General features: G+C 55.4%; 18 protein-coding genes. 6 read left to right on the top strand and 12 right to left on the bottom strand.

The features are described from left to right. Positions 1-39 precede the first annotated feature (39 nt). Positions 40-1,446 (bottom strand): replicative DNA helicase, encoded by a 1,407-nt coding sequence (gene dnaB, locus HFD95_RS12725; RefSeq protein ID WP_010252197.1) that lies wholly within the window; start codon positions 1,444-1,446, stop codon positions 40-42. Between the two features lie 96 nt (positions 1,447-1,542). On the opposite strand from dnaB, the gene HFD95_RS12720 reads away from it, so the two are divergent. Then, entirely contained in the window at positions 1,543-2,526 is a 984-nt protein-coding gene (locus tag HFD95_RS12720) for a quinone oxidoreductase (RefSeq protein ID WP_010252198.1), read from the top strand. A gap of 210 nt (positions 2,527-2,736) precedes the next feature. Here the strand turns inward: HFD95_RS12720 and pspG are convergent, their stop codons facing one another. The 3 genes from pspG to HFD95_RS12705 form a co-directional block, all read right to left on the bottom strand. Further along, complete coding sequence (pspG, locus tag HFD95_RS12715) at positions 2,737-3,003, bottom strand: envelope stress response protein PspG (protein ID WP_010252199.1); 267 nt, start codon at positions 3,001-3,003, stop codon at positions 2,737-2,739. A gap of 179 nt (positions 3,004-3,182) precedes the next feature. Next, entirely contained in the window at positions 3,183-4,175 is a 993-nt protein-coding gene (gene dusA, locus HFD95_RS12710) for a tRNA dihydrouridine(20/20a) synthase DusA (RefSeq protein ID WP_167430322.1), read from the bottom strand. A 107-nt stretch (positions 4,176-4,282) separates the two neighbouring features. Beyond that, on the bottom strand, positions 4,283-5,533 hold the full coding sequence (locus tag HFD95_RS12705; RefSeq protein ID WP_010672213.1) for a conjugal transfer protein TraF: 1,251 nt from the start codon (positions 5,531-5,533) through the stop codon (positions 4,283-4,285). A 449-nt stretch (positions 5,534-5,982) separates the two neighbouring features. On the opposite strand from HFD95_RS12705, the gene zur reads away from it, so the two are divergent. Beyond that, entirely contained in the window at positions 5,983-6,504 is a 522-nt protein-coding gene (zur, locus tag HFD95_RS12700) for a zinc uptake transcriptional repressor Zur (RefSeq protein ID WP_167430321.1), read from the top strand. A 73-nt stretch (positions 6,505-6,577) separates the two neighbouring features. Here the strand turns inward: zur and HFD95_RS12695 are convergent, their stop codons facing one another. The 4 genes from HFD95_RS12695 to HFD95_RS12680 all read right to left on the bottom strand — a co-directional run bounded on the left by HFD95_RS12695 (position 6,578) and on the right by HFD95_RS12680 (position 9,469). Then, positions 6,578-6,790 (bottom strand): CsbD family protein, encoded by a 213-nt coding sequence (locus HFD95_RS12695; protein WP_033770834.1) that lies wholly within the window; start codon positions 6,788-6,790, stop codon positions 6,578-6,580. A gap of 167 nt (positions 6,791-6,957) precedes the next feature. Beyond that, positions 6,958-8,280 carry an MATE family efflux transporter DinF gene (dinF, locus tag HFD95_RS12690; protein ID WP_167430320.1) on the bottom strand — a complete coding sequence of 441 codons (1,323 nt, stop codon included), beginning with the start codon at positions 8,278-8,280 and terminating at the stop codon, positions 6,958-6,960. A gap of 100 nt (positions 8,281-8,380) precedes the next feature. Beyond that, positions 8,381-8,995 carry a transcriptional repressor LexA gene (gene lexA / locus HFD95_RS12685; protein WP_010252231.1) on the bottom strand — a complete coding sequence of 205 codons (615 nt, stop codon included), beginning with the start codon at positions 8,993-8,995 and terminating at the stop codon, positions 8,381-8,383. Positions 8,996-9,100: 105 nt separating this feature from the next. Then, on the bottom strand, positions 9,101-9,469 hold the full coding sequence (locus HFD95_RS12680) for a diacylglycerol kinase (RefSeq protein ID WP_128084954.1): 369 nt from the start codon (positions 9,467-9,469) through the stop codon (positions 9,101-9,103). A 128-nt stretch (positions 9,470-9,597) separates the two neighbouring features. Here HFD95_RS12680 and plsB point away from each other — a divergent pair, with 128 nt between their 5' ends. Beyond that, positions 9,598-12,021 carry a glycerol-3-phosphate 1-O-acyltransferase PlsB gene (gene plsB, locus HFD95_RS12675; RefSeq protein WP_010252237.1) on the top strand — a complete coding sequence of 808 codons (2,424 nt, stop codon included), beginning with the start codon at positions 9,598-9,600 and terminating at the stop codon, positions 12,019-12,021. Between the two features lie 63 nt (positions 12,022-12,084). Here plsB and ubiA read toward each other — a convergent pair whose 3' ends face one another. From ubiA to HFD95_RS12655, 4 genes are all read right to left on the bottom strand, one after another. After that, positions 12,085-12,969, bottom strand: coding sequence for a 4-hydroxybenzoate octaprenyltransferase (gene ubiA, locus HFD95_RS12670; RefSeq protein WP_167430319.1), 885 nt, complete (start codon positions 12,967-12,969; stop codon positions 12,085-12,087). A gap of 10 nt (positions 12,970-12,979) precedes the next feature. Next, the gene (gene ubiC / locus HFD95_RS12665; protein ID WP_033780412.1) at positions 12,980-13,492 is read right to left on the bottom strand and encodes a chorismate lyase; all 513 of its coding nucleotides are present in this window, start codon (positions 13,490-13,492) and stop codon (positions 12,980-12,982) included. 86 nt (positions 13,493-13,578) lie between these two features. After that, positions 13,579-13,989: a phosphate-starvation-inducible protein PsiE gene (psiE, locus tag HFD95_RS12660; RefSeq protein ID WP_010252246.1), complete on the bottom strand. Its 411-nt coding sequence runs from the start codon at positions 13,987-13,989 to the stop codon at positions 13,579-13,581. Positions 13,990-14,060: 71 nt separating this feature from the next. Continuing rightward, positions 14,061-14,768: a UTRA domain-containing protein gene (locus tag HFD95_RS12655; RefSeq protein WP_022625213.1), complete on the bottom strand. Its 708-nt coding sequence runs from the start codon at positions 14,766-14,768 to the stop codon at positions 14,061-14,063. 206 nt (positions 14,769-14,974) lie between these two features. Here HFD95_RS12655 and HFD95_RS12650 point away from each other — a divergent pair, with 206 nt between their 5' ends. From HFD95_RS12650 to HFD95_RS12640, 3 genes are read left to right on the top strand one after another with little or no spacing between them, the layout of a single operon-like run. Next, positions 14,975-16,036, top strand: coding sequence for an ABC transporter substrate-binding protein (locus HFD95_RS12650; protein ID WP_167430318.1), 1,062 nt, complete (start codon positions 14,975-14,977; stop codon positions 16,034-16,036). 20 nt (positions 16,037-16,056) lie between these two features. Continuing rightward, positions 16,057-16,869, top strand: coding sequence for an alkaline phosphatase family protein (locus tag HFD95_RS12645; RefSeq protein WP_167430317.1), 813 nt, complete (start codon positions 16,057-16,059; stop codon positions 16,867-16,869). Beyond that, positions 16,866-17,711, top strand: coding sequence for an ABC transporter permease subunit (locus HFD95_RS12640; RefSeq protein ID WP_010252254.1), 846 nt, complete (start codon positions 16,866-16,868; stop codon positions 17,709-17,711). The genes HFD95_RS12645 and HFD95_RS12640 overlap by 4 nt, the downstream gene beginning before the upstream one ends. Positions 17,712-17,715: the final 4 nt, after the last annotated feature.

Below are 17,715 nucleotides of genomic sequence, written 5' to 3'. Positions count from 1 at the left end.
TGTCATGCACAGATCGTGCATGACAGCACAAACCGGGGATTATTCGTCGTCGTATTGCGGGCCAGCGTAGTTGTCGAAGCGTGACCACTGACCGTTAAAGGTCAGGCGTACCGTACCGATCGGGCCGTTACGCTGTTTACCCAGAATGATCTCCGCGATCCCTTTAAGATCGCTGTTTTCGTGGTAAACCTCATCGCGATAGATAAACATGATCAAATCCGCATCCTGCTCGATCGAGCCCGATTCACGCAGATCCGAGTTGACCGGACGTTTATCGGCTCGCTGCTCCAGCGAGCGGTTAAGCTGCGACAGCGCCACAACCGGCACGTTCAGCTCTTTGGCCAGTGCTTTCAGCGAGCGGGAGATCTCAGCAATTTCCAGCGTACGGTTGTCCGACAGCGACGGCACGCGCATCAGCTGCAGATAGTCGATCATGATCATGCTTAATCCACCGTTTTCACGGTAGATGCGTCGGGCGCGTGAACGCACTTCGGTGGGCGTCAGGCCGGAAGAGTCATCAATGTACATGTTCTTCTTCTCCAGCAGGATGCCCATGGTGCCGGAAATACGCGCCCAGTCCTCATCATCCAGCTGCCCGGTACGGATGCGGGTCTGATCGACGCGGGAGAGTGACGCCAGCATACGCATCATGATCTGCTCGCTGGGCATCTCCAGACTGAAGATCAGCACCGGTTTTTCCTGCAGCATGGCGGCGTTTTCGCACAGGTTCATCGCAAAGGTGGTTTTACCCATCGAAGGACGTGCTGCAACAATAATCAGATCAGAACCCTGCAGGCCCGCGGTCTTTTTATTCAGATCCTGATAGCCGGTATCGACGCCGGTGACGCCATCGTGCGGTGTCTGATAGAGCGATTCGATACGCGAAACGGTCGATTCCAGAATCTGCTCGATGTTTTTCGGACCAGCATCCTTATCCGCGCGGGCTTCCGCAATTTTAAAGACGTTCGACTCCGCGAAGTCGAGCAGCTCTTCGCTGTTACGCCCCTGCGGATCATAACCGGCATCGGCAATCTGGTTAGCGACGGCGATCATCTCACGCACCACCGCACGTTCGCGCACGATGTCAGCATAGGCGCCGATGTTCGCCGCGCTCGGGGTGTTTTTCGCCAGTTCCGCCAGATAGGCGAAGCCGCCCGCCATCTCCAGTTCGCCACGGGTTTCCAGCGATTCGGAGAGCGTAATCAGGTCAATGGGCTTGCTGTTTTCCAGCAGCCGCTGCATCTCTGAAAAAATCAGCCGATGCGAGCGGTTGAAAAAATCATTCGCGACGACGCGCTCAGAGACATTGTCCCAGCGCTCGTTATCCAGCATTAACCCACCGAGCACCGACTGCTCCGCTTCCAGCGAATGCGGGGGCATTTTCACGCCTGCGAGCTGGCGATCCTGCGTTTCGTTCGATTTGTTGGTGGGTTTATTTCCTGCCATAGTGAATGCATTACCGATCTTCTGTGGGGACGCGCAAGTATACCTTAGTTGGGGTGCGTGCCTCACCCTCATGATGAAACAATCACAGGAGTCAGAATGGCAAAGCGTATTCAGTTCAGCGCACATGGCGGCCCGGACGTTTTAGAGTGGACAGATTTTGAACCTGCTGACCCGGCCGAACATGAAGTGCAGGTAGAACATCGCGCTATCGGGATTAATTACATCGATACCTATGTTCGCAGCGGGCTTTATCCGGTCGCCGCTTTTCCCTCTGGCCTGGGTACAGAAGCCGCAGGCGTGGTGTCGCGGGTTGGACGTGGCGTGACATTATTTAAGCCCGGCGATCGCGTGGTCTACTGTCTGGCGTCGATGGGGGCCTATAGCGAAGTGCACAACGTGGCGGAAGATCGCCTGATGCATCTCCCGGAGGCGATCAGCTTTGAGCAGGGCGCAGCCAGCTACCTGAAAGGGCTGACCACACAATATCTGCTGCGCCAGACCTATAAAATCAGCGCCGGTGAGACCTTTCTGTTTCATGCCGCAGCGGGCGGCGTCGGGTTAATTGCCTGTCAGTGGGCAAAAGCGCTGGGTGCCCATTTGATTGGCACAGTCGGGTCAGCAGAAAAGGCAGCGATGGCGAAAAAGGCCGGCGCCTGGGCGACGATTAACTACCGCGAAGAGAATATTGCGCAACGCGTCAGCGAACTGACCGATGGAAAAAAAGTGGGCGTAGTTTATGACTCCGTGGGCAAAGATACCTGGGAAGCATCGCTGGACTCATTGCGCCGTCATGGGCTGATGGTCAGTTTTGGCAATGCTTCGGGTCCGGTGACCGGGATTGATCTCGGCATTCTGAATAAGAAAGGCTCGCTGTTTGTGACCCGCCCTTCACTGTTTGGCTATATCACCAACCGTCAGGAGCTGGAAACCGCCAGTGCCGAGCTTTTCTCGCTGCTGGCGAGTGGCGCAATTAAAGTTGATGTGCCGGAGCAGCAGAAGTTTGCGCTGAAAGAGGCCAGCAAAGCGCACCAGATGCTGGAGAGCCGCGCCACGCAGGGATCCTGTCTCTTAATTCCATAGTAGTGAGCAACAAAAAGGGCCTCCCGCGGGAAGCCCTTCTCTTTTTTTATTTTTTGTTCGCGCTGGTGTAGGGACAGCGGCGATGAATTCGTGTCGAGTCGATGGCACATCGATTTGACGACAGGCATCCTGCCAGAAAACATAAGTAAAAAATATGTTTAATTGCAAATCAGCCCTGACCAATCTCTCACACTGTGATCTTCACCGCATTTAGCGCCAGCCTTTGCGGTCTAACCTGTTGATCTTACGCCGCAGCTTACGACGTGCTCGCTCATCGCTGTCGCCAAAAAAGGCACGATGCAGCCAGACCGCAATTACCGCCAGCACCAGCCACGGCAACACTTTAATAACAATTGCAAACAGTCCACCGACAAACATCACGATGGTTGCGACCACCAGTGCCGCCAGCACGCCTAACAGCGAAACGCCGGTCAGCAACAGCATCAGGAAAAACCCTAATACGAATAAAATTTCCACGTCAGCGCTCCTTTTTGATTCCGATTGTTATAGTTATTACAAAAAACGTGCCAACAATTAACTCATTGATTTTCTGCTGATAAGAGATAAACAGAAGAGCGCAACCTGGTGAGAAAAACCACATAGTGGCGTAAAAAAACCAGCTTTCAGAGCTGGTTTTTTCGGTTTCAGATGAGGCGTCAGGCTTCCTGCGGGATTTTATCGGCGACCAGCGCAAGCGCCGCCTCCAGCACACGGACATCGGCACCGGGTTTGTGGGCATTTTCACTCAGGTGGCGTCGCCACTGACGGGCGCCCGGAATTCCCTGGAACAGACCCAGCATATGGCGCGTGACATGTCCCAGATACGTCCCCTTCGCCAGTTCCGCTTCAATATAGGGATACATGGCGCGCACCACTTCAACCGGGTTCGCCGCCGGATGCTGACGACCAAACAATGTCTGATCGACCTGCGCCAGAATGCCGGGGTTTTGGTAGGCTTCACGTCCCATCATCACGCCGTCAAGGTATTGCAGATGGGTCAGTGCCTCTTCCAGCGTTTTCACGCCGCCATTGAGGGCAATGGTCAGTTGCGGAAAATCGCGTTTCAGCTGATAGACGCGGGGATAATCCAGCGGTGGAATCTCGCGGTTCTCTTTCGGGCTGAGGCCGGAGAGCCAGGCTTTACGCGCATGAATGATAAATGTCTCACACTCACCGCGTCCCGCCACCGTGCTGATAAAATCGGTCAGGAATTCATAGCTGTCCAGCTCATCGATACCAATGCGGGTTTTCACCGTGACCGGAATGGAAACCACGTCGCGCATCGCTTTAACGGCATCTGCGACCAGATTCGCCTCGGCCATCAGGCAGGCGCCGAAACGGCCATTCTGCACCCGATCAGAGGGACAGCCGACATTAAGATTCACTTCATCGTAACCGCGCTGCTCTGCCAGCTTCGCGCACTGCGCCAGTGCCGCCCGATCGCTACCGCCAAGCTGCAACGCGACCGGATGCTCAGCCTCACTGTAAGCCAGGTAATCCCCTTTGCCATGAATGATTGCGCCCGTGGTCACCATTTCGGTGTAGAGCAGCGTGTCACCGGTCAGCTGGCGATGAAAATAGCGACAGTGACGATCGGTCCAGTCGAGCATAGGGGCGATAGAGAAACGTTGCGAAGAGAAATTAGGCATGAAGCGCAGACAATCCGGTAATTAAGGGGTGATGGAATTCTGTGCAAGGATAACACAAGGGCGGGCGATAGTGCATCGCCCGCCCCCGAACAGTCTGAATAACGCGCTTAGAAGTTAAAGCCCAGCTGCATCATCGCGCCCCAGGTGTTGTTAGCACCTACAGAGCCCGCCAGATCCAGATGGACGGCTTTGTTAAACGGTGACAGACCAAAACCGGCCGTAGCGACATTTTCGTCGTTAGAACGCATGTCCGCACGATAACCTGCACGCAGCTGCAGCCAGTCAAGTACGCGGTATTCCGCGCCCACTGCCGCATACTGGCTGTTATCCTGAGTTTTGAAGCGTTTGGTTTCAGTCAGATCCACATCGCCCGTCACGGTAAACGGACCTTTATCCCAGGCCAGACCGGTGGTGACCAGCGGGCGAATCTGGTAGGTGTCGCGGAAACCATTGACCTCTTTGGTCTGCAGATCGCGCGAAACCAGGTTCTGTCCGGTTACACCCAGCGTCCAGTTTTCAGCAAAGGTGGTCGCCAGACCGGCATCAACGTTAAAGCCGGTGTCGGTGCTGCGATACTGGCTGTTATTGATGTCACTTTTGTCGTAGTTGTAAATGCTGGCGGTGTAGTTATAGAGCCAGGTTTTCTGCACTTTCGGTGTAACGCCTACCGATACTGGCTGACCAGCGATGGTGAACTCATGCGCCACCGCAACACCATAATCGGTGACCAGCGCCGCTAAGCCATTCGCGCTGGAGCGCAGGTTATTTTGATCGCCAGGACGAGGAAGCACTGTGCCGTTAGCCACACCGCGCAGATAGTCGATATCGCTCTGGACCACATTGGCACGCACGTGCGCTGAGCCATAGGCTTTGGTGATAAAGGCGAAAGGCAGCGTCTCGTCAGGGATAGTGACGGCCAGGGCAACCCCGGCGTTACCGTCCGCTTTGTTGCCGCGTAAATCATTTAGCTGGTTGGCGACATCGCCTGAGGCGGCGCGCACTTCAGGATAGCCACGCAGATAATCAGCGAAGGTTAAATTACTGAGCACGTCGCGGTAGCGATCAACGGTATCGGTAATATCATCCACTTTATCTATCAGCTTATCTTTGTCAGTCACCTGAATGCCCGCTGAGGGAAAAATAATGCTGACGCTATCGTCGGGTTTGGCGCGTGTCATTAATGCCGGGTTCGCCAGCACTGCGGAGCCATAAAGAGAAGATGCTACGCCGGTGCCGCCCATGGCGTCATTACGTGCATCATACCAGGTCCCTGCCGCCATGGCGGAAGAAGAAAGGAAAAGCGCGGTCGTTACAGCTGTGTAGATTAGCGCTGAACGTTGAGCGGATTTTTTCACCATTTGCCTGCCATCACCTGAGAAATTGTCATTGAAACATTCAATGACTGAATAGTTTGTTAGCCCTATTGTGAACCCTGGCTAACGCGTTATTGCTGTGAATTCAAAGGAAACAGTGTCTTAATTCAAAGGATTGGACGTTTTCCAATCAAAAAACCGTTGTAATTGTTCAAACTGCATTGGGATATTTCAAATAATGCCAGACTTTTCTTAAGTCTTTCTGAACATTACTTCTTAACTCAGTGAGATGCAAAGCAAAATGCCAACAAATTCCGCTTCAGGTTGATTCGGAATGGATCTGATTTGTCGTCAGATTTGAGATAGAAGACGGCTTAAATTCTGATTCTGCTGCTTTATCAGGCAAATGATGCTGTTTTTCAGACGAAAACCAACCTCAGCGCCGCGAAACTATGTGTGATAAAATAACATCACTTATCCAGCGGAGAATTTTCATGACAAACATGACGTCGCAGCAAATTTTGATTCAGGCCGAAAAGATGTGCCTGCAGCGCGGTGTGCGTCTGACTTCGCAGCGTGCTGAAGTGTTGCGCCTGATGGCCGAGCAGCCTGGCTCGATCAGCGCCTACGATCTGCTGGATCAACTCCGGGTCAGCGAGCCGCAGGCCAAGCCTCCCACGGTTTACCGGGCGCTCGATTTCCTGCTGGAGCAGGGTTTCATTCATCGGGTGGAATCCAACAACAGCTACGTCATGTGTCATCATTTTGAGGCACCAGCACATACATCAGTGATGCTGGTCTGTGACCGCTGTGCCGTCGTTACAGAGAAACAGGCGCAGGGCGTAGAGAAGATTATTGCTGGTCTGGCAGGTGAAGCGCAGTTTGCATTACGCCACAGCGTGATTGAAGCGCATGGTTTATGTGAAAATTGTGCTGCGGTTGAAGCCTGTACGCACCATGAAAGCTGCGAGCATGACCATCAGGATGAGGGTAAAAAGCGGGGGAAACGCGGGTAATCGGCACATCCTTGTGCGGTTCCGGTGAGGGCCCACCGGAACGCATTCAGCTGATTATCAACCTATTGTCTGATTACCAGCGGTGATCTTTGTTCTGACCTTCCCAGTCGCTTACTTCGCGCTCGGCTTCATCTTTGGTAGAGCCGTAACGCTCCTGGATTTTACCGACCAGCTGATCGCGTTTACCTTCGATAACCTGCATATCATCGTCGGTCAGCTTGCCCCATTTCTCTTTCATTTTGCCTTTGAACTGCTTCCAGTTGCCGCTTGCTTCGTCTTTATTCATGGCAGACCTCCAATCCTCGGGTTTTAATGATTATCTTGCTACTTAACAAAATAACGATACAAAGCGCTGGTTAACTGCGCTGCATAGAGTTAATTGTAGTAGCCAATTTATTAACCGTGGAATAATACAGAATAATCCGTATCGGCTTGCGTGCAGCCACGGCTGACTCAGGCATCAAACCAGCTGTTCTGACGCCAGTGCTTACGCCAGATGAGCCACAGCGACAGGCCGCGCAGCGCCAGGAAAACTGTGACTGCCAGCCAAAGACCATGGTTACCCAGTACCGGTACGCTAAGCAGCGTCAGAAAATAGCCTGCTGCGGCAACTACCATGCTGTTACGCATCTCACGCCCGCGCGTCGCCCCGATGAACATGCCATCCAGCAGATAACACCAGACACCGATCAGCGGCATAATCATCTGCCAGACCAGATAGCGGTCCGCTGTCTGCTGGAGTGACTGAAGAGAGGTCAGCAGGGTAACGATCTGCGGGCCAAAAATGGCATAGATCAGCGAAAAGAACAGCGCCACCACCACCGCCTGCCGACAGGCAGAGTGCCAGACGCGCAGGAGCTTGCTGCCATCTTTTGCACCATGCGCCTCACCCGCAAAAGCTTCAACCGCATAGGCAAAGCCATCCAGCGCGTAGGCAGTAAAAGTGATGAACATCAGTAATACTGCGTTAACCGCTACCACATCCGGACCCAGCCGGGCACCCAGTACGGTCAGCGAGGCGAAACAGAACTGCAGCATCAGAGAGCGCAGCATGATGTCCCGGTTCAGTCGCAACAGCCGGCCGCTGTCACCGCGCCAGCTCTGCTTCAGCAGGCTAAGCGTAATTCCGCGCAGTTTTAACACCCGCCAGACCATGATGCTGCCGACAACCAGCGTAATGTATTCCGCCAGCGCCGTGGCGGTTGCCGCCCCCGCGACACCCCAGTGCAGCCCCATCACCAGCCAGAGATCGAGCACGATGTTAACCAGGTTGCCCACCACCAGCAGGATCACCGGCGCGCGTGCATACTGCACGCCCAGCAGCCAGCCCAGAATGACCAGGTTTGCCAGCGTGGCAGGCGCACTGAGCCAGCGAATCTGAATAAACAGTGCCGCCTGTTCGAGTACATCGGGATTGCCGCCAACCAGATGGGTCGACAGCTGAATAATCGGATAACGCAAAGCGATGAACAGTACGCCCGCCAGCAGCGCAATGATCAGCGGCTGAGTCAGCGCGCGTGCCAGCGCCATTTTATCGCCAGCGCCAAATGCCTGCGCCGTAAGGCCAGTGGTACTCATTCGAAGGAAAAGCAGCAGCATAAAGAGGAAGCTGGTCACTGTAGTCCCGACCGCAACCCCGCCAAGATAGACAGGGCTGTCGAGATGACCAATTACTGCAGTATCGACCACTCCCAGTAAGGGAACGGTGATATTTGAAAGGATCATCGGCAGCGCAAGCCGCCAGAGATTTTTATCGGTTGCCGTAATAAAGCGCATTCGCCGTTCCGTGCTCAGTGTCGCTGCGCAAAAGAGGCAGCGACAAAATTAGGGCAGACAGAATAGCATCAGAGAAGGCGAATGCACGCTGGCAGAAGAATCAGAGCCACTCGCCGTTGCGCACCACGCCAACAGCCAGACCTTCTATGGTCAGTGACTGCGCACGGGTATCGACAACAATCGGGTCAAAATCGCTGTTTTCCGGCAGCAGATGCACGATAGCACCCTGCTTTTTCCAGCGCTTAACGGTGACTTCATCATCAATGCGGGCAACCACAACCTGGCCGTTACGCACATCCTGGGTTTTATGCACCGCGAGCAGGTCGCCATCCATAATCCCGATATCTTTCATCGACATTCCGCTGACGCGCAGCAGGAAGTCAGCAGACGGCTTAAACAGGCCCGGATCGACCTTGTAGTGGGTTTCGATATGTTCCTGCGCCATGATCGGCTCACCGGCAGCAACCCGGCCAATCAGCGGTAGCCCTTCTGAGGCTTCTTCTTCCATTAACAGTCGAATGCCGCGCGATGCACCGGAAACGATCTCGATGACGCCTTTGCGCGCCAGCGCTTTCAGATGCTCTTCTGCCGCGTTCGGCGAACGGAAGCCCAGCTGCGCGGCGATCTCGGCACGCGTAGGCGGCATGCCCGTTGAAGAAATATGGTCGCGAATCAGGTCATAGACCTGCTGCTGCCTGCTGGTTAATGCTTTCATCCCGCCCCCTGGTTGTTTATACAGTCGCTGTGAGTATATACAGGTATTGGTGAAATGGAAACCGATTGTCAGGGAAAACGCGCCCTCAAACGCGTTATGGAAGGCTTATCGCAAATGTGTCCAGAGCAGCGCGATCCAGACGAAGAGTGCCAGTAAGATGCTGATCAGCACTGCCGCCGAGCCCATGTCTTTTGCCCGGCCCGCCAGCGGATGATGCTCCTGACCGATGCGGTCGACCACTGCTTCAATGGCGCTATTGAGGATTTCAACAATGACCACCAGCACCACCACCCCAATCATGAGGATGCGGGAGACCACATCGACATCCAGCCAGCACGCGATAACAATAGCGGCCAGCGCAGCCAGCGCTTCCTGCCGAAACGCCGCTTCATGTTGCCAGGCGGCACGAAGCCCCTGCCATGAGTAACCTGCAGCTTTTACTATTCTGATAAGTCCGGTGGCATTATTTGCCATGATGTGGGAACCCTTTCATCGGATTGACGTCAATGTCTGGGCTGCGTGCAATTGGCACCACCACAGATCTTCGCTGCGCTTTCTGGTATGCTTGCGGCGCTTTGCTAACAAGAGGCTTCATGTTGTCTATGTCAGGTTGGCGTAAACTCTATTACAAACTGCTTAATTTACCACTGTCGTTTTTGGTAAAAAGTAAGGCCATTCCGGCCGATCCCGTGTCTGAACATGGTCTGGATCCGACCCGACCTATTATGTATGTTTTGCCTTACGATTCGAAGGCCGACTTACTGACTTTACGCGCACAGTGTCTGCGGCATCATCTGCCCGACCCGCTCACTCCGTTGGAGATTGATGGTTCTCTGCTGCCGCGCCACGTCTTTATCCACAATGGCCCTCGCGTCTTCCCCTATTTTGTGCCCAGCGTTGAATCCGTGAAAATCTTTCACGATTACCTGGACCTGCATCGCAATAACCCTAAGCTGGATATTCAGATGCTGCCGGTCACGGTGATGTTTGGCCGCGCACCAGGACGTGAAGTCCAGGGCGAAGCAACGCCACACCTGCGGGTGCTGAACGGGGTGCAGAAGTTTTTTGCGGTGATCTGGCACGGGCGCGACAGTTTTGTCCGCTTCTCGCCGACGGTGTCGCTGCGCCGCATGGCAACTGAACACGGTACGGATCAGTCGATCGCCCAGAAGCTGGCTCGTGTGGCGCGCATTCATTTTGCCCGCCAGCGGCTGGCGGCGATTGGCCCGCGCTTGCCGGCGCGTCAGGATCTGTTTACTCGTCTGCTGCAATCCAAAGCGATTGAAAAAGCAGTAGAAGATGAAGCTCGCAGCAAAAAAATCTCCCATGAGAAAGCGCAGCAGAACGCCGTCGAAATGATGGAGGAGATTGCGGCAAACTTCTCCTATGAAGCCATCCGCGTAACTGACCGCGTGATGGGCTGGCTCTGGAGTCGGCTCTATCAGGGCATCAACGTCAATGGCGGCGAAAAAGTCCGCCAGCTGGCGCAGGATGGCCACGAGATTGTCTATGTGCCGTGCCATCGCAGCCACATGGATTATCTGCTGCTCTCCTATGTGCTCTATCATCAGGGACTGGTGCCGCCGCACATCGCAGCCGGTATCAATCTCAACTTCTGGCCAGCCGGCCCGATTTTCCGTCGCCTGGGCGCTTTCTTTATTCGTCGTACCTTTAAAGGCAACAAGCTCTACGCCACGGTATTCCGCGAATATCTCGGCGAGCTATTCACCCGCGGCTATTCGGTTGAGTACTTTGTCGAAGGAGGCCGTTCACGAACCGGTCGCCTGCTGGACCCTAAAACCGGCACCTTAGCCATGACGCTGCAGGCGATGCTGCGCGGCGGAAATCGCCCGATCACGCTGGTGCCGATCTATATCGGCTATGAGCACGTGATGGAAGTGGGCACTTACGCTAAAGAGCTGCGCGGCGCGGCGAAAGAGAAAGAGGGCTTCATGCAGATGGTGCGCGGCTTACGCAAGCTGCGCAATCTCGGTCAGGGTTACGTGAACTTTGGCGAACCCCTGCCGCTGGTCAACTATCTCAACAAGCGGGTGCCGGAATGGCGCGATGCCATCGATCCGATTGAGCCGCAGCGTCCCAGCTGGTTAACCCCAACCGTCAACGATATTGCTGCCAGCCTGATGGTGCGTATCAATGAAGCGGGCGCGGCTAACGCCATGAACCTCTGTGTCACCGCCCTGCTGGCGTCACGTCAGCGCTCACTAACCCGTGAACAGCTGATTGAACAACTGGAGTGCTATACCCAGTTGCTGCGCAACGTGCCTTACTCGCCAAATGCGACCGTACCCGATCTCTCAGCGGAAGCGCTGCTGGATCACGCCATGGGTATGAATAAGTTTGAGAGTGAAAAGGACAGCATTGGCGACATCATCATTCTGCCGCGTGAGCAGGCTGTGCTGATGACCTACTATCGCAACAATATTCATCATATGCTGGTGATGCCGTCGCTGATTGCCGCCATAGTTCAGCAGCATCAAACGCTGAGCGAAGCAGAACTGCTGCGTCAGGTGAGCCTGATCTACCCGATGCTGAAGAGTGAGCTGTTCCTGCGCTGGCAGACCGATGAGCTGCCACAACTGCTGACCGAACTGAGTCAGGAGCTGGCGCGTCAGGGCCTGATTACGCTTGAAGCCGGCGAATTGCGCTTTTCCTCAGCGCGCTATCGCACGCTGCAACTGCTGGCCGCCGGTGTGCGTGAAACACTGCAGCGCTATGCTATTACGTTCTCCATTCTCAGCGCCAAGCCGACGATTAACCGCGGCACGCTGGAGAAAGAGAGCCGGACGCTGGCACAGCGTCTGTCGGTGCTGCACGGTATCAATGCCCCGGAATTCTTCGACAAAGCGGTCTTTACCTCACTGGTCCTGACCCTGCGCGATGAAGGGTATATCAGCGACAGCGGTGATGCCGATGTTGCGCAGACCCTGGCGACCTGGCATATGCTGGCAGACCTGGTCACCAGCGATGTCCGTATGACGATTGAAACCGCTGTGGCGCACGACTGACCCCAGCGCGCATAGTAAAAAGGCGACCTCATGAGGTCGCCTTTTTTGTGCCTGAATCCCCTGTCAGAACAGCTGGCTGAACGGCGGGGTGTTCATCAGCACACCGAGGAACAGCACCATCCCGACATAGTTATTATTGAGAAAAGCCTGGAAACAGGGTTGCCGCTCGCGTCCGGCGATCAGCTTCTGTTGATAAACAAACAGCGCGGCGGCCAGTAATAGCGTCCAGTAGAAGGCGCTGTTCAGATGCAGCATGAGGCCAACCAGCGCCAGCAGCAGCAGCGTCGCCAGTTGCAGCAGACCAATGATTAGCTTGTCGAAACGGCCAAAGAGAATCGCGGTCGACTTCACGCCAATCTTCAGGTCATCATCCCGATCCACCATCGCATACTGAGTGTCATAGGCGACCGTCCAGCAGATGTTGGCGATGAATACCAGCCAGCAGACCAGAGGTAAGGACTCACTAACTGCGGACCATGCCATGGGAATGGCCCAGCCAAAGGCGGCACCCAGCACTACCTGCGGCAGGTGGGTATAACGCTTCATAAAGGGATAGACCCAGGCCAGCGCCAGCCCCACCACTGAGAGCATAATCGTCATCATGTTCATGGTCAGCACCAGCGCAAAAGCCGCCAGAGCCAGTATCACGAACAGCAGCTTAGCCTCTTTTGCACTCACCGCGCCGCTGGCCAGTGGCCGATGCTTCGTGCGTTCGACATGACCGTCTACTTTGCGATCGGCGTAGTCATTGATCACACAACCGGCCGCACGCATCACGATGACACCGGCAACAAACACCGCCAGCACCGGCAGCGGCGGGATCGCCATGTCAGCCAGCCATAATGCCCAGAGCGTTGGCCACATCAGCAGCAGCGTACCGATCGGCTTATCGATACGCATCAGGCGCGTGTAGGCCCGCCATTTATTTATACTTAAGCTATTTTGCACCACAGGATCCTCAGACCAGATCGCGATAGAGCGGCGATGCCGGTAAAAACAGTTCAGTCAGCAACAGGGGTTTGCCGGAGAGACGCAGGCGTGAGCGCCGTCCCCACAATCCCTCCACCTGCCCCGGCTCAATAAAATCACGGGTCAGCGTTGAAGAGGAGAAGAGATAGCGACCCAGCGGCCGGGTGCCCAGCTGCTGCAGCATCGCTTCTGGCCCGTTAAGGGTGCTTTCCGGCACCAGCGTACGGCCAGCCAGCCAGGGCTGATCGTCGCCGAACAGCAACACTTCGCGCAGCCAGAAGCGTTGATCGTCTGGCAACAAGCCCTTTTCATCATCCAACTCGCTGGCGTCGATAAAGCCTTCACGCAGCGGCTGAACCGTGACCCGCTGGCAATGTTGTTCAAAACGGCGCGTCATTGAATCTTCCTCCATCAGCCAGTCGAGCAATGGCGGCGCAAGGGTTGCCTGCGACGGAGAAAGCCAGTTGAGTGCACGTAATAAGCTGAGCGCGTCTTGCGACATAGCACCACTCCCAATAATTTTCAGGACGCTAGTTTAGCGCAGAGACGCGATGCGAACACCTGCCGTCATGACAGACGGCAGGAGGATTACTCGCGTTTCAGGCGGTTGCTGTTTGCCAGCCACAGAGTGATTACCAGAATCAGAATCGCCGCAGAGTAACAGAGCGTATCGAAGGGGTTTTTATGGTCGACGATAATCAGGCGGATAATTGCCGTGATACCGATATAGACAAAATAGCGCAGCGGAAAGTGATATCCCGACTGAAAGTACTTAACAATCAACGCAATAAATTCGAAGTAGAGGAAATAAATGACAATCCCCTCAATCAACAGATAGGAGGATGACTGCTCGCTGGTGTTAAACAGCACGTTTGCCAGATGGATAGTTTCTTTGCCTAAAAAGACGATCAGGATGATCGCCAGACTCAGCAGACCCAGATTCAGCACCCATTGCAGTACCGTTGCAAGGTGGCGGGCCAAAGGATTTTTGTCACTCATGTTGCGCCTTAAAAAAGGAGTTGTTAGCGCGCGGTATCATGCGCGAGTGTGACGCAAATCACAATAACTCCTCAGGCCTCCACATCAACACAGAGCGCATCGTAACGCCAGTATTCACAGTCGCAATCAATCACCTCTTTTTGCTGGTTGCGATTGATGCGGGTGATCAACAAACCGGGGCTGCCCGGTGCCACATTCAGCATGGGTGCGGCGACCTCCGGCAGCGGGCCGGGCAGGATGGTGAAGCGCGCGCCGCCGTAACGAATGCCGTAGCGCTGGTCATAGAGATCGGTCAGTGAGCGGGTCAAATCTTCATCAAGCAGACCAGGAAAAAAACGCGGATTGAGGTAGTGTTCAACATAGAGCACCGCGCGCCCGTCGATGCGCCGCAGGCGGCGGATGCAGTAAACCGACGAACCGGAGGCCAGCCGCAGCGCTGTCGCCACGCTGTCGTGTGCCGCGACCTGTTCGGCGGCGATGACCTCGGTAGCCGCCTGCCGTCCCTGCTCCATTGCCATGGCATGAAAGTGGCTGTGATGCAGCGGGTTATAGATCAGCCGCGGCGGTGCGATAAACCAGCCGCGACGCAGTTCCCGGTAGATCATCCCCTGGGCTTCCAGCTTGCCCAATGCTTCCCGAAGGGTAATCCGGGTCGTGCTGAACGCTTCGCTTAAGGCACGCTCCGCCGGCAGTCGCCCGGCGCTGAACTCTCCGGCCTGAATACGCGTCAGCAGGACGCTGGCGATCGCATCCGCCGTTTTGAGTGCTATCGACTCCACAACAGTAGCCTCATTTTGGTGCGACTCCGCACTCTTACTGTTCAGGTAAACGCGCCTGTGACAGGCGAACGGGTCACATCTTTCATCGCCCATCCCCCGCACAGCGCCGCCCTGTCATAAATCGTTCATATACAGGGGCTACATTGGCTCGGTTCTTGCTGGACTAGACCAGCCAGGCCCATCAACTTACACCCGGAGCAACTGAGATGAAAGCGTTTATCGCCTCTGTAATAGCCAGTGCTGTAGTGCTCACCCTGCCCGTTGCGCAGGCCGCCGATAACGACCTTGCCGCCCTGGAAAAAGCGGCACGCAGTGAAGGCCAGGTCAACAGCGTCGGGATGCCGGATAGCTGGGCTAACTGGAAAGACACCTGGAACGACATCAGCAGCAAATATGGCCTTAAGCACAGCGATACCGATATGTCATCGGCGCAGGAGCTGGCGAAATTCGATGCAGAGAAAGAGAACGCCAGCGCTGACATCGGGGACGTGGGTGCCGCCTTTGGCCCGATCGCTGTCGCTAAAGGTGTGACCCAGCCCTATAAACCCACTCACTGGGATCAGATTCCGGCCTGGGCTAAAGATAAAGATGGCCACTGGGCGCTGGCCTATACCGGCACCATCGCCTTCCTGATCGACAAGCAGCAGGTTAAAGATATCCCCCACAGCTGGGCCGATCTGAAAAAAGGTAAGTATGTGGTTACTATCGGTGACGTCGGCGTGGCAGCTCAGGCGGCTAACGGCGTACTGGCGGCAAACTACGCCTTAGGTGGCGATGAGAAGAACCTGAAACCGGCGCTGGCTTTCTTTGCCGATCTGGCCAAACAGGGTCGTCTTGGCGTTACCGATCCGGTGATTGCCAATATCGAAAAAGGCGAAGTGCAGATGGCGGTGGTGTGGGACTTTAACGCCCTTAACTACCGGGACCAGATCGACAAAAACCGCTACGAAGTGGTGATCCCGTCTGATGGCTCCGTGACCTCCGGCTACACCACCGTCATCAACAAATATGCGAAACACCCTAACGCCGCAAAACTGACGCGCGAATATATCTTCTCAGACCAGGGACAGATCAATCTGGCGAAGGGCTATGCCCGTCCGATCCGTGCTGAACATCTGACGCTGCCAGCGGACGTTCAGGCTCGCCTGCTGCCGCAATCTGAATATAAAAATGCCCGTCCGGTGAAGGATCAGGCTGCCTGGGATAAATCGTCGAAAATGCTGCCGCGCCTGTGGCAGGAAAACGTCATCATCAACATGCAGCAGTAATTCGCGGCAGGGAGAACGGAATGAAGACCATCCTGGTAGTGCTGGACGGCCTGAGCAATCAGGTCGCACAACATGCAATGGGTTACCTGCATGCCGAATGTTCGCAGGGCAACGGATTTTATTACCGTATGACCTGTGAATTACCCTCGCTGTCACGCCCGCTTTATGAGTGCATTCTGACCGGTATTCCGCCGGTCAGAAGCGGCATTATTCATAATGGCGTCAGCCGGTTAAGCCGCGAGCGTAGCATCTTTCACTTTGCGCGAGCGACGGGACTGACGACTGCGGCGGCGGCCTACCACTGGGTGAGTGAGCTTTATAACCGAACGCCGTTCGTTCCGGCGCGCGATCGTCACACTGACGCGCCGGACCTGCCCATTCAGTATGGCCATTTTTATTCTGACGATAGCTATCCCGACTCGCATCTGTTTGAAGATGCAGAGAGCCTGCGGCTGCGTCACGATCCCGATTTTCTGCTAATCCACCCGATGAATATCGACGATGCCGGTCATAAATCGGGCCTCTCTTCGCCACAGTACCGCAACCGGGCACGCATCGCCGACGGCCTGCTGTCGCAGTGGATGCCCTTGTGGCTGGCTGAGGGCTATCAGGTGATGGTGACCGCCGATCACGGCATGAATGACGATCGCTCCCACGGCGGCATTCTGCCGGAAGAGACCACGGTGCCGCTGTTTGTCTTTGGCCGGGCTTTCTCGCTGCAGCCTGACCTGGCACCGCAGCAGACCGATCTGTGCGGCACGCTGTGTGAACTGCTTGAGGTGGCGCATGACAAGCCGGTTTGTCGCGGCCTGCTGGCGGAGCCGAAGAGATGAGAGGAAAAGGAGTCGCGCTGCTGCTGCTGTTACCGTTCACCCTGTTCTGGGTCGCCTTTCAGCTGGCACCGCTGTTGTGGATCGCCATTAACAGCTTCTGGAGTGAGATGAACAGCCAGTGGGGCTGGGATAACTATCAGGACATTCTCACCTCGCCCTTCTACCAGCAGGCGTTTCGTTTTTCGCTGGATATCTCACTCTGGTCAAGCGTCTACGGCTTACTGATTGCACTGGTCACCGGCTATTCACTGCATCAGCTCGGCGGCGGGCGACTGCAGCGCTTTCTCATCGCTTTTACCAATATGACCAGCAACTTTGCCGGTGTCCCGCTGGCGTTTGCCTTTGTGATTCTGCTGGGGCTGAACGGCTGCCTGACATTGCTGTTGCGCCATTATGGTCTGGTTGAGAGCTTCAGACTCTTCTCGCGCAACGGCATGGTGCTGGTCTACACCTGGTTCCAGATCCCGCTGGGCGTGCTGCTGCTCTACCCGGCGTTCGACGGGCTGAAAAAAGAGTGGCAGGAGTCCGCTGCGCTGCTGGGTGCCAGCCGCTGGCACTACTGGTGGCATATCGGCCTGCCGATTCTGTTTCCGGCGCTGCTCGGGACCTTTGTGATCCTGCTGGCAAATGCACTGGGCGCTTACGCCACGATTTATGCCCTGACCACGGGTAATTTCAACGTGGTGCCGGTGCGCATTGCCGCGCTGGTCTCCGGCGATATCTCGCTGGATCCCAACACCGGTAGTGCGCTGGCGATGCTGCTGGTGGCGATTATGGCGCTGATCACCCTGGTGCAGCAATATCTGGTGCGCCGTAGCTATCTCAATGCGAAACAGCCATGAAAGG

Source organism: Pantoea sp. EKM10T (genome assembly GCF_011800685.1).
GTDB lineage: Bacteria > Pseudomonadota > Gammaproteobacteria > Enterobacterales > Enterobacteriaceae > Pantoea > Pantoea agglomerans.
This window is presented reverse-complemented; position numbering and strand designations above follow the sequence as displayed.